The 21,719-nt window shown below is 68.5% G+C and carries 27 protein-coding genes; 3 read left to right on the top strand and 24 right to left on the bottom strand.

Annotated features, from left to right (window positions below; all coding sequences use genetic code 11):
* Positions 1-143: 143 nt before the first annotated feature.
* The 4 genes from ACFP2V_RS15060 to ACFP2V_RS15075 all read right to left on the bottom strand — a co-directional run bounded on the left by ACFP2V_RS15060 (position 144) and on the right by ACFP2V_RS15075 (position 3,905).
* Positions 144-320, bottom strand: coding sequence for a hypothetical protein (locus tag ACFP2V_RS15060; RefSeq protein WP_381211380.1), 177 nt, complete (start codon positions 318-320; stop codon positions 144-146).
* Between the two features lie 10 nt (positions 321-330).
* Positions 331-702 (bottom strand): holo-ACP synthase, encoded by a 372-nt coding sequence (locus tag ACFP2V_RS15065; protein WP_381211382.1) that lies wholly within the window; start codon positions 700-702, stop codon positions 331-333.
* A 442-nt stretch (positions 703-1,144) separates the two neighbouring features.
* Positions 1,145-2,992 (bottom strand): glutamine--fructose-6-phosphate transaminase (isomerizing), encoded by a 1,848-nt coding sequence (glmS, locus tag ACFP2V_RS15070; RefSeq protein ID WP_381211385.1) that lies wholly within the window; start codon positions 2,990-2,992, stop codon positions 1,145-1,147.
* Between the two features lie 118 nt (positions 2,993-3,110).
* Complete coding sequence (locus tag ACFP2V_RS15075; protein WP_381211388.1) at positions 3,111-3,905, bottom strand: hypothetical protein; 795 nt, start codon at positions 3,903-3,905, stop codon at positions 3,111-3,113.
* A gap of 431 nt (positions 3,906-4,336) precedes the next feature.
* Between ACFP2V_RS15075 and coaA the strand changes: the two genes are divergently transcribed.
* Positions 4,337-5,326, top strand: a complete 990-nt coding sequence (coaA, locus tag ACFP2V_RS15080; RefSeq protein WP_381211391.1) for a type I pantothenate kinase — start codon at positions 4,337-4,339, stop codon at positions 5,324-5,326.
* A gap of 242 nt (positions 5,327-5,568) precedes the next feature.
* Positions 5,569-6,522: a DUF389 domain-containing protein gene (locus ACFP2V_RS15085; RefSeq protein WP_381211394.1), complete on the top strand. Its 954-nt coding sequence runs from the start codon at positions 5,569-5,571 to the stop codon at positions 6,520-6,522.
* A 77-nt stretch (positions 6,523-6,599) separates the two neighbouring features.
* Here ACFP2V_RS15085 and glmM read toward each other — a convergent pair whose 3' ends face one another.
* The 3 genes from glmM to rplM all read right to left on the bottom strand — a co-directional run bounded on the left by glmM (position 6,600) and on the right by rplM (position 9,329).
* Positions 6,600-7,958 (bottom strand): phosphoglucosamine mutase, encoded by a 1,359-nt coding sequence (gene glmM / locus ACFP2V_RS15090; protein ID WP_381211397.1) that lies wholly within the window; start codon positions 7,956-7,958, stop codon positions 6,600-6,602.
* Positions 7,959-8,324: 366 nt separating this feature from the next.
* On the bottom strand, positions 8,325-8,843 hold the full coding sequence (gene rpsI, locus ACFP2V_RS15095; RefSeq protein WP_381211400.1) for a 30S ribosomal protein S9: 519 nt from the start codon (positions 8,841-8,843) through the stop codon (positions 8,325-8,327).
* A 42-nt stretch (positions 8,844-8,885) separates the two neighbouring features.
* A complete protein-coding gene (gene rplM, locus ACFP2V_RS15100; protein ID WP_360402949.1) occupies positions 8,886-9,329 on the bottom strand; it encodes a 50S ribosomal protein L13 in 444 nt (147 codons plus the stop codon).
* 482 nt (positions 9,330-9,811) lie between these two features.
* On the opposite strand from rplM, the gene ACFP2V_RS15105 reads away from it, so the two are divergent.
* A complete protein-coding gene (locus tag ACFP2V_RS15105; protein WP_381211404.1) occupies positions 9,812-10,699 on the top strand; it encodes a hypothetical protein in 888 nt (295 codons plus the stop codon).
* 22 nt (positions 10,700-10,721) lie between these two features.
* Here ACFP2V_RS15105 and truA read toward each other — a convergent pair whose 3' ends face one another.
* The 17 genes from truA to ACFP2V_RS15190 all read right to left on the bottom strand — a co-directional run bounded on the left by truA (position 10,722) and on the right by ACFP2V_RS15190 (position 21,714).
* A complete protein-coding gene (gene truA / locus ACFP2V_RS15110) occupies positions 10,722-11,585 on the bottom strand; it encodes a tRNA pseudouridine(38-40) synthase TruA (protein WP_381211407.1) in 864 nt (287 codons plus the stop codon).
* A 77-nt stretch (positions 11,586-11,662) separates the two neighbouring features.
* On the bottom strand, positions 11,663-12,196 hold the full coding sequence (rplQ, locus tag ACFP2V_RS15115; protein WP_381211410.1) for a 50S ribosomal protein L17: 534 nt from the start codon (positions 12,194-12,196) through the stop codon (positions 11,663-11,665).
* Between the two features lie 186 nt (positions 12,197-12,382).
* Positions 12,383-13,405 (bottom strand): DNA-directed RNA polymerase subunit alpha, encoded by a 1,023-nt coding sequence (locus ACFP2V_RS15120; protein WP_042165128.1) that lies wholly within the window; start codon positions 13,403-13,405, stop codon positions 12,383-12,385.
* 256 nt (positions 13,406-13,661) lie between these two features.
* Positions 13,662-14,066 carry a 30S ribosomal protein S11 gene (gene rpsK / locus ACFP2V_RS15125; RefSeq protein ID WP_003956432.1) on the bottom strand — a complete coding sequence of 135 codons (405 nt, stop codon included), beginning with the start codon at positions 14,064-14,066 and terminating at the stop codon, positions 13,662-13,664.
* Positions 14,067-14,131: 65 nt separating this feature from the next.
* On the bottom strand, positions 14,132-14,512 hold the full coding sequence (gene rpsM, locus ACFP2V_RS15130) for a 30S ribosomal protein S13 (protein WP_031041520.1): 381 nt from the start codon (positions 14,510-14,512) through the stop codon (positions 14,132-14,134).
* A 207-nt stretch (positions 14,513-14,719) separates the two neighbouring features.
* Entirely contained in the window at positions 14,720-14,833 is a 114-nt protein-coding gene (rpmJ, locus tag ACFP2V_RS15135; protein WP_003974245.1) for a 50S ribosomal protein L36, read from the bottom strand.
* 64 nt (positions 14,834-14,897) lie between these two features.
* Positions 14,898-15,119, bottom strand: a complete 222-nt coding sequence (gene infA, locus ACFP2V_RS15140; RefSeq protein WP_003948620.1) for a translation initiation factor IF-1 — start codon at positions 15,117-15,119, stop codon at positions 14,898-14,900.
* Between the two features lie 363 nt (positions 15,120-15,482).
* Positions 15,483-16,319, bottom strand: a complete 837-nt coding sequence (gene map / locus ACFP2V_RS15145; protein WP_381211417.1) for a type I methionyl aminopeptidase — start codon at positions 16,317-16,319, stop codon at positions 15,483-15,485.
* 133 nt (positions 16,320-16,452) lie between these two features.
* Positions 16,453-17,106 (bottom strand): adenylate kinase, encoded by a 654-nt coding sequence (locus tag ACFP2V_RS15150; RefSeq protein WP_381211420.1) that lies wholly within the window; start codon positions 17,104-17,106, stop codon positions 16,453-16,455.
* Positions 17,106-18,419 carry a preprotein translocase subunit SecY gene (gene secY, locus ACFP2V_RS15155; protein ID WP_381211423.1) on the bottom strand — a complete coding sequence of 438 codons (1,314 nt, stop codon included), beginning with the start codon at positions 18,417-18,419 and terminating at the stop codon, positions 17,106-17,108. Before secY ends, ACFP2V_RS15150 begins: the two co-directional genes overlap by 1 nt.
* 233 nt (positions 18,420-18,652) lie before the next feature.
* Positions 18,653-19,108, bottom strand: coding sequence for a 50S ribosomal protein L15 (rplO, locus tag ACFP2V_RS15160; protein WP_023547373.1), 456 nt, complete (start codon positions 19,106-19,108; stop codon positions 18,653-18,655).
* 2 nt (positions 19,109-19,110) lie between these two features.
* Complete coding sequence (gene rpmD / locus ACFP2V_RS15165) at positions 19,111-19,293, bottom strand: 50S ribosomal protein L30 (protein ID WP_042165115.1); 183 nt, start codon at positions 19,291-19,293, stop codon at positions 19,111-19,113.
* 2 nt (positions 19,294-19,295) lie between these two features.
* The gene (gene rpsE / locus ACFP2V_RS15170; protein ID WP_030221015.1) at positions 19,296-19,901 is read right to left on the bottom strand and encodes a 30S ribosomal protein S5; all 606 of its coding nucleotides are present in this window, start codon (positions 19,899-19,901) and stop codon (positions 19,296-19,298) included.
* 41 nt (positions 19,902-19,942) lie between these two features.
* On the bottom strand, positions 19,943-20,326 hold the full coding sequence (rplR, locus tag ACFP2V_RS15175) for a 50S ribosomal protein L18 (RefSeq protein WP_055592173.1): 384 nt from the start codon (positions 20,324-20,326) through the stop codon (positions 19,943-19,945).
* A gap of 3 nt (positions 20,327-20,329) precedes the next feature.
* Entirely contained in the window at positions 20,330-20,869 is a 540-nt protein-coding gene (gene rplF, locus ACFP2V_RS15180; protein ID WP_381211429.1) for a 50S ribosomal protein L6, read from the bottom strand.
* A gap of 24 nt (positions 20,870-20,893) precedes the next feature.
* Positions 20,894-21,292: a 30S ribosomal protein S8 gene (rpsH, locus tag ACFP2V_RS15185; protein WP_332430061.1), complete on the bottom strand. Its 399-nt coding sequence runs from the start codon at positions 21,290-21,292 to the stop codon at positions 20,894-20,896.
* A gap of 236 nt (positions 21,293-21,528) precedes the next feature.
* Positions 21,529-21,714, bottom strand: coding sequence for a type Z 30S ribosomal protein S14 (locus tag ACFP2V_RS15190; protein WP_003948630.1), 186 nt, complete (start codon positions 21,712-21,714; stop codon positions 21,529-21,531).
* Positions 21,715-21,719 lie beyond the last annotated feature (5 nt).

Genomic DNA, 21,719 nt, shown 5'->3' on the forward strand with positions numbered 1-21,719 from the left:
CGGTTGCCGACCGGAACGCCGTGGCGCCCGAGCCCCAGTGAGACGGTATGCGCGACCGCCGCACACCCGTCCCCCGATCACACGGACACCACCCGGACCAGCGACCGCAGGCACACACGTTCCCATCCCGCACATCCGGCCGGTCACCGCCGCCGCCTGCGCCCCGCCCGACGAGCCATCCGCACCATGCGCACCACCGTGAACACCACCACGAGCAGAGCGGCGGCGGCGAGAAGCGCCTCTCCCCACACCGGCAGCCGGCCCCCGGCCTCCCCGACCCCGGGGAATCCCAGCAACCTGTACTGGTCCACGTCCGTCACCCGCCCTCGTTCACCCTTCGGCAACGACGACCGCCGACGCCACCCCGGCGTCATGACTGAGCGAGATGTGCCAGGACCGCACGCCCAGCTCGGCGGCCCGCGCCGCCACCGTCCCCTTCACCCGCAGCCGCGGCTGCCCGCTGTCCTCGCAGTACACCTCGGCATCGGTCCAGTACAGGCCGCCGGGCGCCCCGAGCGCCTTGGCCAGCGCCTCTTTGGCGGCGAACCGCGCCGCCAGCGAGGCGATCCCCCGCCGTTCCCCACTGGGCAGCAGCAACTCGCTGTCCACGAACAGCCGCCGCACGAGGCCGGGCGTCCGCTCCAACGACGCCGCGAACCGCTCGATCTCGGCCACGTCGATCCCGACTCCGATAATGCTCATGCCGAGCACTTTATGGCGAACACCGGTCCCGGCACGCTCACGCAGCCGTCGGGTGAGTTGCGTTCAGCTCGCACCACACGTACGTGCCCCGGTTGCCCTCTGCAGACAGCGTCTGCCGGCCCCATACGTCCGAGCACGCCCGGACGAGCCCCAGTCCTCGCCCTCCCTCCTCCGGTTCGGCGTCCACGAGCGGACGGCGCCGCTGCCGTAGAGCTCCTTGGGGTCGGAAGCAGGTGCCCTACCGAAAAACGTGAGCAGTCAGCAGGCGAATGACACGTGAGCGCTCAGACGAGCGGCATCTGAACAGTGGTGCCCGGAGTGCTCACGCTTTTTCGGGTGAGTGTGCCGCCTCTGAACGCAGGTCCTCGTCACGGCGAGCGCGTCGTTCAGCCGTAGGGGCCCCGGTCCCGGCCTTCGCCAGACTCCCCGCTCGGTCCCGAAGTCACTCCACCGTGACCGACTTCGCCAGGTTGCGGGGCTGGTCCACCTCGTTGCCGCGGGCCGTGGCCAGTTCGCAGGCGAAGACCTGGAGGGGGACCGTGGCGACCAGGGGCTGGAGGAGGGTCGGGGTGGGCGGGATGCGGATGAGGTGGTCGGCGTAGGGGGTCACCTCGTCGTCGCCCTCCTCGGCGATGACGATGGTGCGGGCGCCGCGGGCACGGATCTCCTGGATGTTGGAGACGATCTTGTCGTGGAGGACGGAGCGGCCGCGCGGCGACGGGACGACCACGACCACGGGCAGGTCGTCCTCGATGAGGGCGATGGGGCCGTGTTTCAGCTCGCCCGCGGCGAAGCCCTCCGCGTGCATGTAGGCGAGCTCCTTGAGCTTGAGCGCGCCCTCCAGGGCGACCGGGTAGCCGACGTGCCGGCCCAGGAACAGCACGGTGTCCTTGTGGGCGAGGGTGCGGGCGAGTTCCCGTACGGGTTCCATGGTCTCCAGAACCCGTTCCACCGACCGGGCGATGGAGGACAGGTCCCGGACGACCGCGCGGATCTCGTCGCCGTACTTCGCGCCGCGGACCTGGGCGAGGTACAGGGCTACCAGGTAGCAGGCGACCAGTTGGGTCAGGAAGGCCTTGGTCGAGGCGACGGCGACCTCGGGGCCGGCGTGGGTGTAGAGGACGGCGTCGGACTCACGAGGGATGGTCGAGCCGTTGGTGTTGCAGATGGCCAGGACGCGGGCGCCCTGTTCGCGCGCGTGCCGCAGGGCCATCAGGGTGTCCATGGTCTCGCCGGACTGGGAGATGGCGACGACGAGGGTCTGCTGGTCGAGGATCGGATCGCGGTAGCGGAACTCGCTCGCCAGCTCGACCTCGCAGGGGATCCGCGTCCAGTGCTCGATGGCGTACTTGGCGATCAACCCGGCGTGGAAGGCCGTACCGCAGGCGACGATGACGACCTTGTCGGCCTCGCGCAGCGCCTCCGGGGGGATCCGCACCTCGTCCAGGGACAGGGCTCCGGTGCCGTCGATGCGGCCGAGCAGGGTGTCGGCGACGGCCCTGGGCTGCTCGGCGATCTCCTTGAGCATGAAGTAGTCGTGGCCGCCCTTCTCCGCGGCCGACGCGTCCCAGTCGATGTGGTACGAGCGGACGTCCGCCGCCACGCCGTCGAAACCGGTCACCGTGACCTTGTCCCGGCGCAGTTCGACCACCTGGTCCTGGCCCAGTTCGATCGCGGAGCGGGTGTGCTCGATGAACGCGGCGACGTCCGAGGCGAGGAACGACTCGCCCTCGCCGACGCCCACCACGAGCGGCGAGTTGCGGCGCGCCCCGACGACCACGTCCGGCGCGTCCGCGTGGACGGCGACCAGGGTGAAGGCGCCGTTCAGCCGCTTGCAGACGAGGCGCATCGCCTCGGCGAGGTCGGCACAGGAGGAGAACTCCTCGGCGAGCAGGTGGGCGACGACCTCGGTGTCCGTCTCGGAGACCAGGTCGTGGCCGCGCCCGGCCAGTTCGGCCCGCAGTTCGGCGAAGTTCTCGATGATGCCGTTGTGGACGACGGCGACCCGGCCCGCGTTGTCGAGGTGCGGGTGTGCGTTGGCGTCGGTGGGGCCGCCGTGCGTGGCCCAGCGGGTGTGGCCGATGCCGGTCGCCCCGGTGGGCAGCGGCCGGGCGGCCAGTTCCTTCTCCAGGTTGACCAGTTTCCCGGCCCGCTTCGCCGTGGCGAGCCCGCCGTCCGCGAGGACGGCCACGCCCGCCGAGTCGTAGCCCCGGTACTCCAGCCGTTTCAGTCCGGCCGTCACGACGTCCAGCGCCGACTGCGGCCCCACGTATCCCACGATTCCGCACATGCCCGGCAGCCTACGATCCGTCAGGCGCCGAAAAGGGCCGCCGCGTGCCCGGAATCGGAAATTCCCACCGGTGCGCGGACATCGTCCGGGCACCGGTGGGAGTCACGGCAGCCGGAGGTCAGCCGAGCTTGGCGAGCTGGGCGTCGGAGATCTGCGCCGGGAAGGGGGCTTCCTCGCCGGTGGCGACCGCACCGAAGTTGACCGCCGAGAAGCCGGCGACGGTGGCGCCGGTACGCGCGACGACGATCTTGACGGGCGCCTCGACGCCCTCATCGGCGGCCATCGTCAGGGTGATCTCGACGGACTCGTCGGCACCCTTCGGTCCCTCGGCCTTGGCGGCCTTCAGGAACTCGATCTTCTCGCCGGCCGCGGTGACGGTGAAGCCTCCGGCGCACTTCTCGGCGGCGGCGTCGACGTCCTTGACGACCTGCTCGGCGCCGCCGTCCTCGTAGGAGGCGAGCGTGACGAGGACCTTGTCCACGGCCAGGCCGGCGAGCAGGGCCTCCTCCACGCCCGCGCCCTTGGCGGGCTTCTTCGGCTCACCGGTCCAGGACCGCTTGACGGTGGCGGCGGGCGAGCCGACCGGGACCGCGAGCTGCAGGTTGGCGAGGGGCTGGCACGCCTCGTCGTCCGCCTTGACCTTGTCGGCGCTCACGTCGTCCGTCGCGGGCACCTTGGTGACCACCTTGCCGTCCTTCACGTCCGCCTGGACCAGCGCGGCCTTCTCCAGCTCGGCCGCGGTCAGCGCCTTGGCCGCGGGCGCGGAGGAGGAGGAGGAGGAGGAGGAGTCGACCTTGCCCTCGTCGCCCTTGCCGCTGTCGCTGTCGTCGGAGCCTCCGCAGGCGGTGACGAGCAGGGCGAGCGCGGCGGCGGAGGCGGTGAGAGCGGAACGGCGGACGGCGGTGGTTCTCACGTGGGAAAACTCTTTCTTCTAAGGCGCGGAGGAGTCCGCAGCACAGTCCACGAAATATAGACACAGCCCCCTCACAAGTGATCATCGAGGGATCACTCGTAGGGGAACCGTGACTGTCACGTGATCTTGCTCGTGCGTCCGCCGTTACGGTCCGGTCCGGTCAGCCCTTCCCGTCGGACTTGGAGATACGGCACACCCGGCGGCGGACGGCTGGGCCGATCCGGACCATGGCGCGCTTCACACCGAACCCCAGGCTGTGACTGTGAACCCGACGGCGGCCCGAGCCGCTACGAAACGCCACACCCGATGCGAGGAAAAGCCGGACACGGGGCGCGCGACTTCTCGCAACCCCCCTCGATTTTCCTCCGATCCCACTCACCGCGTGACACAGCCCACGAACCATCCCGTTCAAACTCCGTTAACAATGGACTGTGATCTCTCCGGTCTCCTCGACGTCCCGGAGCGCCCACCGGCAGCGGCCGGAGGCGACTCCCTACCTCGACCTCACCCGTGCGGAATGGAGCGCGCTGCGCCACAAGACGCCGCTGCCGCTGTCCGCCGACGAGGTGGAGCAACTGCGCGGGCTCGGGGACGTCATCGACCTCGACGAGGTGCGGGACATCTACCTCCCGCTGTCCCGGCTGCTCAACCTCTACGTCGGCGCCACCGACGGGCTCCGCGGCGCGCTGAACACCTTCCTCGGTGAGCAGGGCTCCCAGTCCGGCACACCCTTCGTCATAGGGGTCGCCGGTTCCGTAGCCGTCGGGAAATCCACGGTCGCCCGGCTGCTCCGGGCCCTGCTGTCGCGCTGGCCCGAGCACCCGCGCGTCGAACTGGTCACCACGGACGGGTTCCTGCTGCCGACGAAAGAGCTCCACGCGCGCGGCCTGATGTCGCGGAAAGGTTTCCCCGAGTCGTACGACCGCCGCGCGCTCACCCGTTTCGTCGCCGACATCAAGGCCGGCAAGGACGAGGTGACGGCCCCGGTCTACTCCCACCTCATCTACGACATCGTCCCGGGCGAACTGCTCACCGTGCGCCGCCCGGACATCCTGATCGTCGAGGGGCTCAACGTGCTGCAGCCCGCGCTGCCCGGCAAGGACGGGCGCACCCGGGTCGGGCTCGCCGACTACTTCGACTTCAGCGTGTACGTGGACGCCCGGACCGAGGACATCGAGCGCTGGTACCTCAACCGCTTCCGCAAGCTGCGCGCGACCGCCTTCCAGGACCCCTCCTCGTACTTCCGCAAGTACACCCAGGTCTCGGAGGAGGAGGCCCTCGACTACGCCGGCACGATGTGGCGGACGATCAACCGGCCCAACCTGGTGGAGAACATCGCCCCCACCCGCGGCCGGGCCACCCTCGTCCTGCGCAAGGGCCCGGACCACACGGTCCAGCGCCTCAGCCTGCGCAAACTGTGACCGCCCCGCCGGGGCACCGCCCGGTCTAGGGGGTGTATCGAAAGTCCCGCACAGCGCCGACGGCACCCGGCACGCGCCCCCAAGCTCTCGGCTTCGCTCGAGCAGGGAGGTACCCCCTTCGCCGCACCGGCCGAAAGCCCAAGTACGTCCAGTACGAGGGCTTTCGGCCGGCACGCCGAGAGCACGCACCGAGCACCGCGGGCACCGCACAGGACTTTCGAAACATCCCCTAGTCTTCCGGCATGCTGCACCTGCGCCTGATCACACCGGCCGGTCAGACCGACAACGTGTGCCGGCTCGTCCGGGAGACCGTCGGCACCACCCACCTCGTCGTGCTGCCGGGCGCCGCGCGCGATCCCGTCGGGGACGTCGTGATGTGCGATGTGGCGCGGGAGGCGGGTAACGACCTGCTGAGCGGGCTGCAGCGGCTGGGACTGGAAACGTCCGGTTCCATCGCCGTGGAGAACATCGAACTGTCGCTCTCCGAGCGGGCCGACCGGGCCGAGGCGGAGACGCCCGGCGAGAGCGCGGACGCGGTGGTGTGGGAGCACCTGACCGAGGAGACCCACGAGGAGTCGACCCTTTCGGTCACCTACCTCTCGTTCATGACCCTGGCCACCATGATCGCGGCCTGCGGTGTCGTGCTCGACAACGCCATCCTGATCGTGGGTGCGATGGCGGTCGGCCCCGAATTCGGTCCGCTGGTGGGCGTCTCCACCGCAGTGGTACGGCGCCGGCCGCAGCTCGCGCTGCGCTCGGTGATCGCACTGCTGGTGGGCTTCGCGGTGGCGATGGCCGTGACGGTCGGCTTCAGCCTCCTCATGGACGCGTTCGGACTGTTCACCGAGGCACAGCTGGAGGGCGAGCGCCCGCAAACCGGGTTCGTCTACGCGCCCGACTGGCTCTCCTTCGTCGTGGCGGTACTGGCCGGGACGGCCGGCACCCTCTCGCTCACATCCGCCAAGTCCGGCGCCCTGGTCGGCGTCGCCATCTCGGTGACGACGATCCCGGCCGCCGCGAACGCCGCCGTGGCGCTGAGCTACGGCGACGCCGGCCAGACCTGGGGCTCCACCCAGCAGCTCCTGCTCAACCTGCTGGGCATCACGCTGGCCGGCGTCCTCACCCTGCTGACGCAGAAGCTGTTCTGGGGCCGGCCGCTCAAGCCCCTCCGCCGGTTTTCCGGTTCCGGTTCCTGAGGGGGCGGACTCCTACGACCGCGGGCGACCGCGGGCGCCCCGGCGGCACACCGCCGGACAGCAGCCGCCCACCCCCGTCAGCCCAGCGCCGACTTCACCACGTCCGCCAGGCGTTCCGCGACCGAGCGGGCCTGGTCGATGTCGGCGGCCTCCACCATCACGCGGACCAGCGGTTCGGTGCCCGAGGGGCGGAGCAGCACGCGGCCGGTCTCGCCCAGCTCGTGTTCGGCCTCCGTCACGGCCTCCGCGAGTTCCCCGGAGGTCTGCACCCGGGTCCTGTCCACGTCGGGCACGTTGATGAGCACCTGCGGCAGCCGTTCCATCACCGACGCCAGCTCGCGCAGCGGACGCCCGGTCTCGGCGACGCGCGCGGCCAGCAGCAGGCCGGTGAGCGTGCCGTCGCCGGTCGTGGCGTGGTCGAGGACGATGACGTGGCCGGACTGCTCGCCGCCGAGGGCGTAACCCTGCTGCTTCATCTGCTCGAGCACGTACCGGTCGCCGACGGCGGTCTGCACGAAGTGGATGCCCTCGCGCTCCATGGCGAGCTTGAACCCGAGGTTGGACATCACGGTCGCGACGACGGTGTCGGAGCGCAGTGCGGAACGCTCCCGCATCGCCAGCGCGAGCACGGCGAGGATCTGGTCCCCGTCCACCTCTTCACCGGTGTGGTCGACGGCCAGGCAGCGGTCGGCGTCGCCGTCGTGCGCGATGCCGAGGGCGGCCCCGTGCTCGACGACCGCGGCCTTCAGCTGCTCCAGGTGGGTCGAGCCGCAGCCGTCGTTGATGTTGAGCCCGTCCGGCTGGGCGCCGAGGGTGACGACCTCGGCCCCGGCCCGCGCGAACGCCTCCGGCGAGACCCGGAAAGCGGCGCCGTGCGCCTCGTCGAGGACGATCCGCAGACCGTCCAGCCGGTTCGGCAGGACACCGACGAGGTGGGCGACGTATGTGTCGAGCCCCTCCTCGTAGTCCCGCACACGGCCCACGCCGGCGCCGGTCGGGCGTTCCCAGGGAGCGCCGGTGCGGTGCTCCTCGTACACGGACTCGATCCGGTCCTCCAGCTCGTCGGCGAGCTTGTGGCCGCCGCGCGCGAAGAACTTGATGCCGTTGTCGGGCATGGCGTTGTGGCTCGCGGACAGCATCACGCCGAGGTCGGCGCCGAGCGCTCCGGTCAGATGCGCCACGGCGGGCGTCGGCAGCACGCCGACCCGCAGCACGTCCACGCCGGCGCTGGCCAGCCCGGCGACCATGGCGGCCTCCAGGAACTCCCCGGACGCCCGCGGATCACGCCCGACCACGGCGGTCGGCCGATGCCCCTCGAACGTGCCCGCCTCGGCCAGTACGTGCGCGGCGGCCACGGAGAGGCCCAGCGCCATCTCGGCCGTCAGGTCCACGTTGGCGACACCGCGCACGCCGTCCGTGCCGAAGAGTCGTCCCACTTGTCCTCCTGAGAAGCGTCAGTATCGAAATGTCGTATCGAATGCCGTACCGGAAGTCGTATCAAGCGTGATGCCGCAATGCCGCGATGGCGTGATGCCGGACTACGGACCGAGGATCCGGCCACCAGCCACCGGGCATGGCCCTTGGCCCGTAGGCCACGGCCCATGGGCGCCGGTGAGGTGTTCGACGGTCGCGATGCGTGTGCGGCTTCCACATCCCGAGGCAAGCGCTCTCGGGCCATCCGATCAGATTAGCCGTCGAGCACCTCGTGCCGTTATACGCCCGCAGTGGAGAGAAAACGAACGCCCCGACGGCACTGTGGCGTGCCGTCGGGGCGTTCGGAGTACGTGCAGGCGCAGCTGCAATCAGCGCTTGCTGTACTGCGGGGCCTTGCGGGCCTTCTTCAGACCGGCCTTCTTGCGCTCGACCGCGCGGTCGTCGCGACGGAGGAAGCCGGCCTTCTTGAGCGCGCCGCGGTTGTTGTCGACGTCCGCCTCGTTCAGCGCACGGGCGACACCGAGACGGAGCGCACCGGCCTGACCGGAGACACCGCCACCCGCGATGCGGGCGATGACGTCGTAGCGGCCCTCGAGCTCGAGCACCTTGAAGGGCTCGTTGACTTCCTGCTGGTGCACCTTGTTCGGGAAGTAGTCCTCGAGGGTGCGACCGTTGATCTTCCACGTGCCGGTGCCCGGAACGATCCGGACGCGGGCAATGGCGTTCTTGCGACGGCCCAGGCCGGCGGCCGGCTGCGGTTCGCCGAAGTGGGACGCCATGGACTCCGAGGTGTACTCGCCCTCGACGGGCACCTCGGACTCGGTGGTGTAGCTGTCGATGTCGATGTCGGTCTCTTCGAGCGGCTGCTCGGCAGTGGTCTCGGCCACGATGCTCCTCAGATTCTCTTCAGTCTTAGGGGGTGGCCGGACTTACTGCGCGACCTGGGTGATCTCGAACGGCACCGGCTGCTGTGCAGCGTGCGGGTGCTGGTCGCCCGAGTAGACCTTCAGCTTCGACAGCATCTGACGGCCCAGGGTGTTCTTGGGGAGCATGCCCTTGACGGCCTTCTCGATGGCCTTCTCGGGGTTCTTCGCCAGCAGCTCGTCGTAGCGGACCGAGCGCAGACCGCCCGGGTAGCCCGAGTGGCGGTACGCCATCTTCTGGGTCCGCTTGTTGCCGGAGAGGTGCACCTTGTCGGCGTTGATGACGATGACGAAGTCACCGGTGTCGACGTGAGGGGCGTAGATCGGCTTGTGCTTGCCGCGCAGGATGGAGGCCGCAGTGGAGGCCAGACGACCCAGGACGATGTCCTGAGCGTCGATGACGTGCCACTGGCGCGTCACATCGCCGGGCTTGGGGCTGTACGTACGCACGGTTCGTAGCCTTCGCTTCTTCAGTGAGTGGTCCTGACATGGTCACCGAAGACGATCACGACAGCCCTGACCGCACCGCGGTGACGCATACCGCGTGCAGATCGCTGGTCATCGGCCCGGTGGACCGGTGTAAGGGCCCCTCACGTGAGAATGAGCAAGCCAATACACATAACAAACATGCAGAATACCCACGCTCGGCCGGACAGGTCAAAACGAGTCCGCCGGGTGTGGGCTACACCGACTCTACAGGGGTGCGGTGGACCACCCGTCCCTCTCCCGTTCGCCGGGCCCGTCCCTCTCCCGTTCGCCGGGCCCGTCCCCCACGCGCACACCGGACCCCCACCCGTACGCCGGACCCCCAGCACGGCTCGCACCAACCACCCGGAGTTGTCGCTTTTGCCCTCGGGTGGGGGCAACGGCGTGCACCGTGCGCGGGGTTGGGGCGGGCCGGTGCACCTCGCTCCCCGTCTAAGATGCGCCCCATGAGTTATGGGCAGGGGGGACCTCCTTCACAGTGGGATCCCTGGAAACCGCAGTCTCAGCAGCCCTGGAGCAGCGGAGGCGGGAACGGCAGCGGCCAGGCACCGGACTGGGCCGCGCTCGCCGATGCGTCCGAGACACGTCACAAGCGACGCCGGCTGCTGCTCATCGGCGGCGGTGCGATCGCCACCGTCGCGATAGGCACGGCCGTGGCGGTGGCCGTCGTCTCGGCGAACGGCAGCAACCAGGCCTCCGACCCGTCCTCCCAGCTGCCGGCGACCGCCGACCTGCCGAGCGCCACCGGCACGGTCCCGTCGTTCGCCCCGACGAGCGCGCCGCCGCCGCTGGACCCGAAGGACTTCGTCTCCAGCGCGCAGAAGGACCGGGCGCCACTGGGCCCCGACGTCCTCTTCCCGGGCACGCAGCTCACCATGGGCGACACGGTGTACAAGAAGGGCCCGACGGCCGACACCCGCAACTGCGCCTCGGCCGCCAAGGGCACGCTGCCCAAGGTCCTCACGGACAACGGCTGCAGCCGCCTGCTCCGGGTCACCTACACCAAGGACGACATCGCGGTGACGGTGGGCGTGGCCGTCTTCGACACCGAGGCCCAGGCCGCCAAGGCCAAGCAGCAGGCGGACAAGAAGAGCATCGTCAAGTCCCTCGCGGGCGGCGGTGTGAAGGAGTTCTGCGACGGCGCGATCTGCCGCTCGACCACCAACTCCTACGGCCGCTACGCCTACTTCACCCTGTCCGGCTTCACCGCCGCCAAGGACGTGACGGAGAAGGACACGGCCGTCTTCTCCACCGGCAACGATCTCGCCGAGTTCACCTTCCGCCAGATCCGCCGCCGCGGCGAGGCCCAGGCCTCGGCCGCCGCGAACGAGTGACGACGGCCGGGCCGGGCCCGGTTCAGCAGCACCGGGCCGGGGAGACCGGCAACGAGCGCTTGTTCCGGGCCTCCTTGGAGCGGGCGGCCAGGAGGTCGTCGGACGGATAACCGACCTCCTCCAGGGTCAGCCCGTGCGGACGCACCACGTGCACCGCCGAGTCCCGTATGCCCGCCGCCAGCACCTTGCCCGGCCAGTCGGGCGTGCGGTGGCCGTCGCCGACGAACAGCAGCGCCCCGATCAGCGAGCGCACCATGTTGTGGCAGAAGGCGTCGGCCCGGACCGTCGCCGTGATCACCCCGTCCGCGTCGCGCACCAGGCTCAGCTCCTGGAGCGTACGGATGGTCGTCGCACCCTCCCGTCGCTTGCAGTACGCGGCGAAGTCGTGCTCCCCCAGCAGCCGGCCCGCCGCCTCGTTCATGGCGTCGACGTCAAGCGGCCAGTCGTGCCACAGCACATGGCCGCGCAGCAGCGGGTCCACCCCGCCGGGGTGGTCGGTGACGCGGTACGCGTAGCGCCGCCAGACCGCGGAGAAGCGGGCGTTGAATCCCACCGGGGCCTCGGCGAGGGACCAGATCCGCACATCGCGGGCCAGCCGTCCCGCGAGCCGCTTGAGCAGCTTCTCCCGGTGCTCCTCCCACAGTCCGGCCGGAAGGTCGACATGGGCCACCTGGCCGCGGGCGTGCACCCCGGCGTCGGTCCGTCCGGCCACGGTCAGTTCGTACGTGGTCTCCCCGGACCGCGTGACGGTCCGCAGGGCGTCCTCGATCTCCCCCTGCACGGTCCGCCTGCCCCCGGCCTGCTTGGCCCAGCCGGAGAACTCGGTCCCGTCGTAGGAGAGATCCAGGCGGATACGGACGTGTCCGGGCTGCACTTCGTCACTCACGTACAGATCCTCTCAGGCATACGAAAGCGGGCCCGCCCCCGGAAGGGCGGACCCGCTCGGCGTGAAGCAGTGCTGCCTCAGGCGTCCTTGGCGCTGTCCTCGGCCGGGGCCTCGGCGGCCTCGTCCTTGGCGTCCTCGGGCTTGACGTCCTCGGGCTTGGCGTCCTCGACGGCCGCGTCCTTCGTGAGGGCGTCTTCCTTGACCGCGCGCTTGGTCGCGGCCTCGGCCTCACCGGTGGCCTCCTGGGCGACCGTCAGGGCCTCGACCAGCTCGATGACGGCCATGGGCGCGTTGTCGCCACGGCGGTTACCGATCTTGGTGATACGGGTGTAGCCACCCGGCCGGTTCTCGTACCGCGGGCCGATCTCGGTGAAGAGCGTGTGCACGATGCTCTTGTCCGTGATGACCTGGAGCACCTGGCGGCGGTTGTGAAGGTCGCCCTTCTTCGCCTTGGTGACCAGACGCTCGGCGTACGGACGCAGCTTGCGCGCCTTCGCCTCGGTGGTGGTGATCCGGCCGTGCTCGAAGAGCGCCTTCGCGAGGTTCGCGAGGAGCAGCTTCTCGTGCGCGGCGCTGCCGCCCATACGGGCACCCTTGGTGGGCTTCGGCATGGTGTCTCTCCTAGGTGTCTGCCCCGGCCGTATCAGGTACCGAAGTCAGTATCCGAGCAGGCGGTCGCCTGTCGGAGACCCCGCGCCCCATAGGGGCGCGGGGAGGTGTCGATATGCGACTCCGTCGCGTGGGCGCGACCAACCGCAGCGGCCCCGCCACCGAACAGAACCGTCGGTCCCGAGCGCTCAGTACTGCTCGGTCTCGACGAACCCGGCGTCCGCGTCGTCGTCCGCGCCAAACGCGTCCGCGGCAGCGGTCGGGTCGAATCCGGGCGGGCTGTCCTTCAGAGCCAGGCTCATGCCGGCCAGCTTCGCCTTGACCTCGTCGATCGACTTCGCACCGAAGTTGCGAATGTCGAGGAGGTCGGCCTCGGAACGGGCGACGAGCTCACCCACGGAGTGGATGCCCTCACGCTTGAGGCAGTTGTACGAGCGGACCGTGAGCTCCAGCTCCTCGATCGGCAGCGCCAGATCGGCGGCGAGAGCGGCGTCCGTCGGGGACGGGCCCATGTCGATGCCCTCGGCGTCGATGTTGAGCTCGCGGGCCAGACCGAACAGCTCGACCAGGGTCTTACCGGCCGACGCCATGGCGTCACGCGGACGCATGGCCTGCTTGGTCTCGACATCGACGATCAGCTTGTCGAAGTCGGTGCGCTGCTCGACACGGGTCGCCTCGACCTTGTACGTGACCTTCAGCACGGGGCTGTAGATGGAGTCGACCGGGATACGGCCGATCTCCTGGCCCACCTGCTTGTTCTGCACCGCGGAGACGTAGCCGCGACCGCGCTCGACGGTCAGCTCCATCTCCAGCTTGCCCTTGCCGTTGAGCGTGGCGAGGACGAGGTCGGGGTTGTGCACCTCGACACCGGCCGGGGGCGCGATGTCGGCGGCGGTGACCTGACCCGGGCCCTGCTTGCGCAGGTACATCACCACGGGCTCGTCGTGCTCGGAGGAGACGACCAGCTGCTTGATGTTGAGGATCAGGTCGGTGACGTCCTCCTTGACGCCCGGCACGGTGGTGAACTCGTGCAGGACGCCGTCGATGCGGATGCTGGTGACAGCAGCGCCGGGGATCGACGACAGGAGGGTGCGGCGGAGGGAGTTGCCGAGGGTGTAGCCGAAGCCCGGCTCCAGCGGCTCGATCACGAACCGGGACCGGAACTCGTCGACGACCTCTTCGGTCAACGAGGGACGCTGAGCGATCAGCATGTGTGGATCCTTCTTTCGTGGACGCCCGCTATTTGACGTCCGACGGAAACCGCACCCGATGAGGAGTGCGGGCACTGCAAGGGTACGGGCGGTACGGTCCGTATACGGAGCGTACCGCCCGAAAAATCACTACCTGCGTGGCACTGAGCCAAAGGCTCGGCCGCGGCGACGCTTCGGCGGACGGCAGCCGTGCTACAGCCTTGCGGGGAACAACCCCCGCACCCCCAGCAGGAGGCCGACCGACCGAACCGGCAACTCAGACGCGGCGACGCTTCGGCGGACGGCAGCCGTTGTGCGGGGTCGGGGTGACGTCCTGGATGGAGCCGACCTCGAGACCGGTCGCCTGGAGCGAACGGATGGCGGTCTCACGACCGGAACCCGGGCCCTTGACGAACACGTCGACCTTGCGCATGCCGTGCTCCTGGGCGCGGCGGGCAGCCGACTCGGCGGCCATCTGCGCGGCGAACGGCGTGGACTTCCGGGAGCCCTTGAAGCCGACGTGGCCGGCGGAGGCCCAGGAGATCACGTTGCCGGACGGGTCCGTGATGGAGACGATCGTGTTGTTGAACGTGCTCTTGATGTGCGCGTGGCCGTGAGCGACGTTCTTCTTTTCCTTGCGGCGCACCTTCTTGGCAGCGCCCTGACGTCCCTTGGGGGGCATCTACTAACTCCTACGGGAGGTGGTCGGTCCTTCAGCGAAGACCGTGGACAGGTGTCCGCTGTGGACTACTTCTTGCCCGGCTTCTTCTTGCCGGCGATGGCGCGACGCGGGCCCTTGCGGGTACGCGCGTTGGTGCTGGTGCGCTGACCGCGGACGGGCAGACCACGACGGTGACGCAGACCCTGGTAGGTGCCGATCTCGACCTTGCGACGGATGTCGGCCTGGATCTCGCGACGGAGGTCGCCCTCGGTCTTGATGTTGTTGTCGACGAACTCACGGATCGCGACGAGCTGCTCTTCGGAGAGGTCGCGAACGCGGGTGTTCGGGTCGACGCCGACAGCGGCCAGCGTCTGCTGCGAAAGGGTTCGGCCGATACCGAACACGTAGGTGAGGGCGATCTCCACGCGCTTTTCGCGCGGGATGTCAACACCGGAAACGCGTGCCATTCAATGGCTCCAGTTTGTTGTCGGAGGTCTTCCGCAGAACCGTTCCCCAGCCGCCGTCCTCGCCTGCTTCGACGATTTGGTACGGACTGGGTCCCCAGCCTCCGAGCCGGGGGTGTCGAGCCGGAAGGCTCGGGCTCTGCGTATGAACATGTGTTGCTCGCGTCGCGCGAAGTTCTGCAGAAAGGCGCAGAGGGGGGATCGTGCGGTTCAGCCCTGGCGCTGCTTGTGGCGCGGGTTGTCGCAGATGACCATGACCCGGCCGTGACGGCGGATCACCCTGCACTTGTCGCAGATCTTCTTGACGCTCGGCTTGACCTTCATGGGATTGAAGTTCTCCGGGCTCAGTGCCCCCGCATCACAGGGAGAGGGGGCAAGATCTACTTGCTCACTTGTACCGGTAGACGATCCGGCCACGGGTCAGGTCGTACGGAGAGAGCTCCACCACGACCCGGTCGTCAGGGAGGATGCGGATGTAGTGCATGCGCATCTTGCCACTGATGTGTGCCAGAACCTGGTGGCCGTTCTGGAGCTCGACCTTGAACATGGCGTTCGGAAGAGACTCGACGACAGTGCCCTCGATCTCGATGGCACCTTGCTTCTTGGCCACGCTTCGCCCTTCGAATCGACTACCTTGATCGACTCTGCTGCGCACCGTATGAGCATGACGTGCATGCAGACATGCGGGTGCACAAGAGCCGACGAGTCAGTCTACGTCAGGCCCCCCGGAAAGACGAATCGGGAAAGTCTGCCCCACCCACGAGATTCTTAACCCGCGGACTTGCGCAAGATCCGGGGTTCATCCCAGCGGATCCGGCGCGGCCGTGACCCCGTGCTCGGCGAGCTTCGCCCTCCCGGCGTCCGGGGCGGACCCAGTCCGGACGCCCCGCTCGCGGGCTCGGCGCCCGGGGCACTTCACAGGCGTCGAGCGGCTGCACCGGCCCCCGACCGGCAGTCGCGGCGAGAGCCGTCCTCAGGCAAGCGGATCCGGCGCGGCCGTGATCCCGTATTCGGCGAGCTTCGCCCTCCCGGCGTCCGGAGCGGTCAGCACCAGCGGGCCCGCCTCCGTCAGCGCGACGGAGTGCTCCCAGTGCGAGGACCAGGTACCGTCCGTCGTGATGACGGTCCAGTCGTCCTCCAGCACCCGCGTCTTCGCCGTGCCCAGCGAGACCATCGGCTCGATGGCCAGGCAGAAGCCCGGGACCAGCTTGGGCCCCTTGCCCCGGCGGCGTTCCACGTAGTTCAGCAGATGCGGGTCCATGTGCATCTCGGTGCCGATGCCGTGGCCGCCGTAATCCTCGATGATTCCGTAGCGCCCGCCGCCGGGCTTCGGCTGCCGGCGGATGTAGGTCTCGATGGCGCGGGAGACATCGACCAGCCGGTTGCCCGACTTCATGGCCGCGATGCCGGCCCACATCGACTCCTCGGTCACCCGGGACAGCTCGACCAGCTCCGGCGCGTGCCCGGACCCGACGAACGCCGTGTAGGCCGCGTCGCCGTGCCAGCCGTCGATGATGGCGCCGCAGTCGATGGAGATGATGTCCCCGTCCTTGAGGACGACGTCGTCGGAGGGGATGCCGTGGACGACGACCTCGTTGGCGGAGGTGCAGATCGTCGCGGGGAAGCCGCCGTAGCCGAGGAAGTTCGGCTTCGCGTTGTGCTCCGCGAGCACCTTGCGGGCCACCTGGTCCAGGTCCTTCGTCGTGGCCCCGGGCACGGCCGCCTCGCGGGTGGCCGCGTGGATGGCAGCGACCACCAGCCCCGCCTCGCGCATCTTGGCGATCTGCTCGGGGGTCTTGATCTGCACCATGAGGACGACGGCCTTTCTGGACCGGAGAGAGTGCGGACACCGTCAACGATACGGGGGACGGCGTCCGCGCCCGCGTCCCCGCACACACGTCGGCCGCGGCTCCCCGCAGGGAGCCGCGGCCGGACGGACACAGCTACTGGTCGCGCTTGAGCGCCTCCAGCGCGCGCCCGGTGACCTCGTCGACCGGGCCCGTCGCCGTGATCGTCACCACGAGGCCCTGGGCCTTGTAGTAGTCGATGATCGGCTCGGTCTGCGTGTGGTAGACCTCCAGCCGGGTGCGCACCGTCTCCTCGGAGTCGTCGTCACGCTGGTACAGCTCGCCGCCACAGACGTCGCAGACGCCTTCCTGCTTCGGCTTGCTGTACGTCACGTGGAAGACGTGGCTGGAGTCCTTGCGGCAGATCCGCCGCCCGGCGATCCGCTTGACGACCTCGGCCTCGGGGGCCTCCAGGTCCAGCACCGCGTCCAGCGTGATGCCCTCGGTCTCCAGCAGCTCGTCCAGGGACTCGGCCTGGGAGACGTTCCTCGGGAAGCCGTCCAGCAGGAAGCCGGCCTCGGCGTCCGGCTGCTCCATGCGGTCCTTCGCCATGGCGATGGTGACCTCGTCCGGTACCAGGTTGCCCGCGTCCATGTAGGACTTCGCGAGCTTGCCCAGCTCGGTCTGCCGGCTGATGTTGGCCCGGAACAGGTCACCGGTGGAGATGTGAGGGATGCGCAGCTTCTCGGCTAGACGGGTGGCCTGCGTGCCTTTTCCAGCACCAGGCGGCCCGACGAGGACGATTCGCATCAGCGGAGGAACCCTTCGTAATTGCGCTGCTGGAGCTGGCTCTCGATCTGCCTCACCGTCTCGAGACCGACACCCACGATGATGAGGATGCTGGTCCCGCCGAACGGGAAGTTCTGGTTTGCCCCGAAACCGGCCAACGCCATCGTCGGCACGAGAGCGATCAGACCCAAGTACAGCGAACCCGGCCAGGTGATCCGGTTAAGTACGTAACTCAGGTACTCAGCGGTCGGTCGGCCAGCCCGGATGCCCGGGATGAAACCACCATACTTCTTCATGTTGTCAGCGACTTCTTCGGGGTTGAAGGTAATCGCCACATAGAAGAACGCGAAGAACACGATCAAGAAGAAGTACAGAATGATGTGCGGCGTGGCGCCCGTGTCGGCCAGGTTCTTCGTGACCCACGTCGCCCAGCCCGCGGTGGAGCTGGAGAACTGGACGATCAGCGCCGGGATGTAGAGCAGCGACGAGGCGAAGATGACGGGGATGACACCCGCCTGGTTCACCTTGAGCGGGATGTAGGTCGACGTGCCGCCGTAGGAACGGCGGCCGATCATGCGCTTCGCGTACTGCACGGGAATCCGGCGCTGTGCCTGCTCGACGAAGACGACCAGGCCGACCATGACCAGACCGACGAGCAGGACCGTGCCGAACTCGATCCAGCCGCCCGCCAGGCTGCCCTGCTCCTTGATGGCCCACAGGGCGGAGGGGAAGGTGGCGGCGATCGAGATGAACATCAGCATCGACATTCCGTTGCCGATGCCGCGGTCGGTGATCAGCTCACCGAGCCACATCACAGCGGCCGTACCGGCGGTCATCGTGATGACCATGGTGATGGTCACGAACATCGACTGGTCGGGGACGATCTCGCTCGCCACCGGGCAGCCCTGGAAGAGGGCGCCGCTGCGGGCGGTGGCCACCAGGCCGGTGCCCTGCAGGATGGCGAGCGCCACCGTCAGGTAACGGGTGTACTGCGTGATCTTCGCGGTACCGGCCTGACCCTCCTTCTTCAGGGCCTCCAGCCGCGGGATCACCACGGTCAGCAGCTGGAGAATGATGCTCGCCGTGATGTACGGCATGATGCCCAGTGCGAAGACCGTGATCTGCAGCAGCGCGCCGCCGCTGAACATGTTGACCAGCCCGAACAGGCCCTGGTTCGCCTGGGCCGCGTCGATACAGGTCTGCACGCTCCGGTAATCGACACCGGGAACCGGCACCTTCGTACCGATCCGGTACACCACGATGATGCCGAGTGTGAACAGCAGTTTCTTGCGCAGGTCGGGCGTCTTGAACGCCCGGGCGAACGCGGTGAGCACGGTGCCTCCTGCGACCCCCGCGCAACCGCGTCAAGGGTGATGGTCTTGAGGTTCGACGAATACATAACGGTCAGCTTCCGCCCGAAGTGCCCGTGTGGGGCGCCCGGGGGAAGTGGGCAGTGCAAGTCACCTTACCGGCGAGACCACCGCCCTAGGAACGACCAACCGGGGATACCCCATATGTGGGGTATCCCCGGTCGGGATCGCTCATGTCATCGGCACGCCTGAGTGGTTCAGACGAGCTCGGTGACGGTACCGCCGGCAGCGGTGATTTTCTCCTTGGCGGAGCCGGAGACGGCGTCGACCGTCACCTGCAGTGCCACGGAGATCTCGCCCTGGCCGAGGACCTTGACGAGGCTGTTCTTGCGAACGGCCCCCTTGGCCACCAGACCCTCGACGGTGACCTCGCCACCCTCGGGGTAGAGCGCGGCCAGCTTGTCGAGGTTCACGACCTGGAACTCGGTCTTGAACGGGTTCTTGAAGCCCTTCAGCTTCGGGAGACGCATGTGAAGGGGCATCTGGCCACCCTCGAAGCGCTCCGGAACCTGGTAACGGGCCTTGGTGCCCTTCGTACCACGACCGGCCGTCTTACCCTTGGACGCCTCACCACGACCCACACGGGTCTTGGCGGTCTTGGCGCCCGGGGCGGGACGGAGGTTGTGGATCTTGAGCGGGTTCTGCTCCGCCATGATCAGTCGACCTCCTCGACCGTCACGAGGTGGCGGACGGTGTGCACCATTCCGCGGAACTCGGGGCGGTCCTCCTTGACGACCACGTCGTTGAGCCTCTTCAGGCCCAGCGAACGCAGGGTGTCACGGTGGTTCTGCTTGCTGCCGATGTAGGACTTGACCTGCGTAATCCTGAGCTGCGCCATGATTACGCACCCGCCCCGGCACGTGCACGGAGGAGAGCCGCGGGGGCGACGTCCTCGAGCGGCAGACCGCGGCGGGCCGCGACCTCCTCGGGACGCTGCAGGCCCTTGAGGGCCGCCACGGTCGCGTGCACGATGTTGATCTGGTTGTCGGAGCCGAGCGACTTCGACAGGATGTCGTGGATACCGGCGCACTCGAGCACGGCACGCACCGGACCACCGGCGATCACACCGGTACCCGGGGACGCGGGCTTGAGCAGCACGACGCCGGCAGCCTTCTCACCCTGGATCGGGTGCGGGATGGTGCCCTGGATGCGGGGGACCTTGAAGAAGTGCTTCTTGGCCTCCTCCACACCCTTGGCGATGGCGGCCGGCACCTCCTTGGCCTTGCCGTATCCGACACCCACGGTGCCGTCACCGTCGCCCACCACGACCAGCGCGGTGAAGCTGAAGCGACGACCACCCTTCACAACCTTGGCGACACGGTTGATCGCGACGACGCGCTCAACGTATGCGGTCTTCTCGGCGGCAGCTGCGCCGCCGTCACGGCCCTTCCGGTCCCGCCGCTCGCCGCCACCGGCACCGCCACCGCGGCGCTGGGGTCCAGCCATTGGAATTACCTCTCTCTGTTTCCGCTAGCTACGGAACCGACTCAGAACTTGAGTCCGGCTTCGCGGGCGGCGTCCGCCAGGGCGGCGATGCGCCCCGCGTACTGGTTGCCACCGCGGTCGAATACGACAGCCTCGACTCCGGCGGCCTTGGCGCGCTCCGCGACCAGGGCACCGACCTGCTTGGCCTGCGAGGACTTGTCGGCCTCGCCACCGCGGATCGATGCGTCCAGCGTGGACGCCGAAGCCAGGGTGTGGCCCTTCAGGTCGTCGATCACCTGCGCCACGATGTGGCGGTTGGAGCGGGTCACGACCAGGCGAGGACGCTCGGCGGTACCAGAGACATTCTTGCGGATCCGGATGTGACGACGCTTGATAGCAGCACGCTTGTAGGCGTCGCCCTTGAGGATCTTCTGCCCGTATGCCATGGCTTACTTACCCGCCTTTCCGACCTTGCGCCGGATGACTTCGCCCTCGTACTTGACGCCCTTGGCCTTGTACGGGTCGGGCTTGCGCAGCTTGCGGATGTTCGCCGCAACCTCGCCGACCTTCTGCTTGTCGATGCCCTCGACCGAGAACCGGGTCGCGGACTCCACCTTGAAGGTGATGCCCTCGGGGGCCTCGACCAGAATCGGGTGGCTGTAACCGAGAGAGAACTCCAGGTTCGAACCCTTGGCGAGCACGCGGTAACCGACACCGCTGATCTCGAGCTTCTTCACGTAACCCTGGGTCACGCCGGTGATCATGTTCGCCACCAGCGTGCGGGACAGGCCGTGGAGGGCCTTGTTCTGACGCTCGTCGTTGGGGCGGGTGACGCTCAGCACGCCGTCCTCACCCTTGGCGATCTCGATCGGCGCCACGACGGTGTGGGTCAGCGAGCCCTTCGGGCCCTTGACCTCAACCGTGCGGCCGTCGATGGTGACGTCCACGCCGGCGGGAACCGCGATGGGGAGCTTGCCGATGCGCGACATAGCTGTTTCCTCCGTTCCCTTCTGCTACCAGACGTAGGCGAGGACTTCCCCACCCACGCCCTTCTTGCCGGCCTGCTTGTCGGTGAGGAGCCCGTACGACGTGGAGATGATCGCCACGCCGAGGCCGCCCAGCACCTTCGGCAGGGAGGTGGACTTCGCGTACACCCGGAGACCGGGCTTGGAGATCCGCTTGATGCCCGCGATGGAGCGCTCACGGTTGGGGCCGAACTTCAGCTCGAGGACGAGGTTCTTGCCGACCTCGGCGTCCTCCGTCTTCCAGCCCGTGATGAAGCCCTCCTGCTGGAGGATCTCCGCGATGTGAGACTTGATCTTGGATGCCGGCATCGTCACGGAGTCGTGGTACGCCGAGTTCGCGTTCCGCAGACGCGTCAGCATGTCTGCGATCGGATCAGTCATGGTCATGAATTGGCCTTCGGCCTCTCTCGCCGTGGTTTCCTGGTGCGCCATCCCTCTCCCCGATCCGAGACGGGACGGGTGCGGCGCGGTGGACCTACGGCGTAGTAAGCAACATTAGCGAGCGATGCCCGCGTGCGTTCGGGCACGGCAGGTGCCCAACCCCGCAAGCCTAAGCCATACGGAGCGGACCGCCTGCCGTTCCCCTTGCTTACCGAGAGCCCTGGGAGTCCGGAACTACCGGATTACCAGGAACTCTTGGTCACGCCCGGCAGCTCGCCGCGGTGAGCCATCTCACGAAGGCACACGCGGCACAGGCCGAACTTGCGGTACACGGAGTGCGGACGACCGCAGCGCTGGCAACGGGTGTAGCCGCGCACTCCGAACTTGGGCTTGCGAGCAGCCTTCGCGATGAGAGCCTTCTTCGCCATCTCGC

This window comes from Streptomyces incanus, from assembly GCF_042656345.1.
Lineage (GTDB): Bacteria > Actinomycetota > Actinomycetes > Streptomycetales > Streptomycetaceae > Streptomyces > Streptomyces incanus.

What these genes read in the sequence shown, in the direction of transcription:
- ACFP2V_RS15065 (WP_381211382.1), bottom strand. Translation starts at nt 702, where the DNA reads ATGAGCATTATCGGAGTCGGGATCGACGTGGCCGAGATCGAGCGGTTC.
- glmS (WP_381211385.1), bottom strand. Translation starts at nt 2,992, where the DNA reads ATGTGCGGAATCGTGGGATACGTGGGGCCGCAGTCGGCGCTGGACGTC.
- ACFP2V_RS15085 (WP_381211394.1), top strand. Translation starts at nt 5,569, where the DNA reads ATGCTGCACCTGCGCCTGATCACACCGGCCGGTCAGACCGACAACGTG.
- ACFP2V_RS15105 (WP_381211404.1), top strand. Translation starts at nt 9,812, where the DNA reads ATGAGTTATGGGCAGGGGGGACCTCCTTCACAGTGGGATCCCTGGAAA.
- rplQ (WP_381211410.1), bottom strand. Translation starts at nt 12,196, where the DNA reads ATGCCGAAGCCCACCAAGGGTGCCCGTATGGGCGGCAGCGCCGCGCAC.
- ACFP2V_RS15120 (WP_042165128.1), bottom strand. Translation starts at nt 13,405, where the DNA reads ATGCTGATCGCTCAGCGTCCCTCGTTGACCGAAGAGGTCGTCGACGAG.
- rpsK (WP_003956432.1), bottom strand. Translation starts at nt 14,066, where the DNA reads ATGCCCCCCAAGGGACGTCAGGGCGCTGCCAAGAAGGTGCGCCGCAAG.
- rpsM (WP_031041520.1), bottom strand. Translation starts at nt 14,512, where the DNA reads ATGGCACGCGTTTCCGGTGTTGACATCCCGCGCGAAAAGCGCGTGGAG.
- rpmJ (WP_003974245.1), bottom strand. Translation starts at nt 14,833, where the DNA reads ATGAAGGTCAAGCCGAGCGTCAAGAAGATCTGCGACAAGTGCAGGGTG.
- map (WP_381211417.1), bottom strand. Translation starts at nt 16,319, where the DNA reads ATGGTGCAGATCAAGACCCCCGAGCAGATCGCCAAGATGCGCGAGGCG.
- ACFP2V_RS15150 (WP_381211420.1), bottom strand. Translation starts at nt 17,106, where the DNA reads ATGCGAATCGTCCTCGTCGGGCCGCCTGGTGCTGGAAAAGGCACGCAG.
- rplO (WP_023547373.1), bottom strand. Translation starts at nt 19,108, where the DNA reads ATGGCGGAGCAGAACCCGCTCAAGATCCACAACCTCCGTCCCGCCCCG.
- rpmD (WP_042165115.1), bottom strand. Translation starts at nt 19,293, where the DNA reads ATGGCGCAGCTCAGGATTACGCAGGTCAAGTCCTACATCGGCAGCAAG.
- rpsE (WP_030221015.1), bottom strand. Translation starts at nt 19,901, where the DNA reads ATGGCTGGACCCCAGCGCCGCGGTGGCGGTGCCGGTGGCGGCGAGCGG.
- rplR (WP_055592173.1), bottom strand. Translation starts at nt 20,326, where the DNA reads ATGGCATACGGGCAGAAGATCCTCAAGGGCGACGCCTACAAGCGTGCT.
- rplF (WP_381211429.1), bottom strand. Translation starts at nt 20,869, where the DNA reads ATGTCGCGCATCGGCAAGCTCCCCATCGCGGTTCCCGCCGGCGTGGAC.
- rpsH (WP_332430061.1), bottom strand. Translation starts at nt 21,292, where the DNA reads ATGACCATGACTGATCCGATCGCAGACATGCTGACGCGTCTGCGGAAC.
- ACFP2V_RS15190 (WP_003948630.1), bottom strand. Translation starts at nt 21,714, where the DNA reads ATGGCGAAGAAGGCTCTCATCGCGAAGGCTGCTCGCAAGCCCAAGTTC.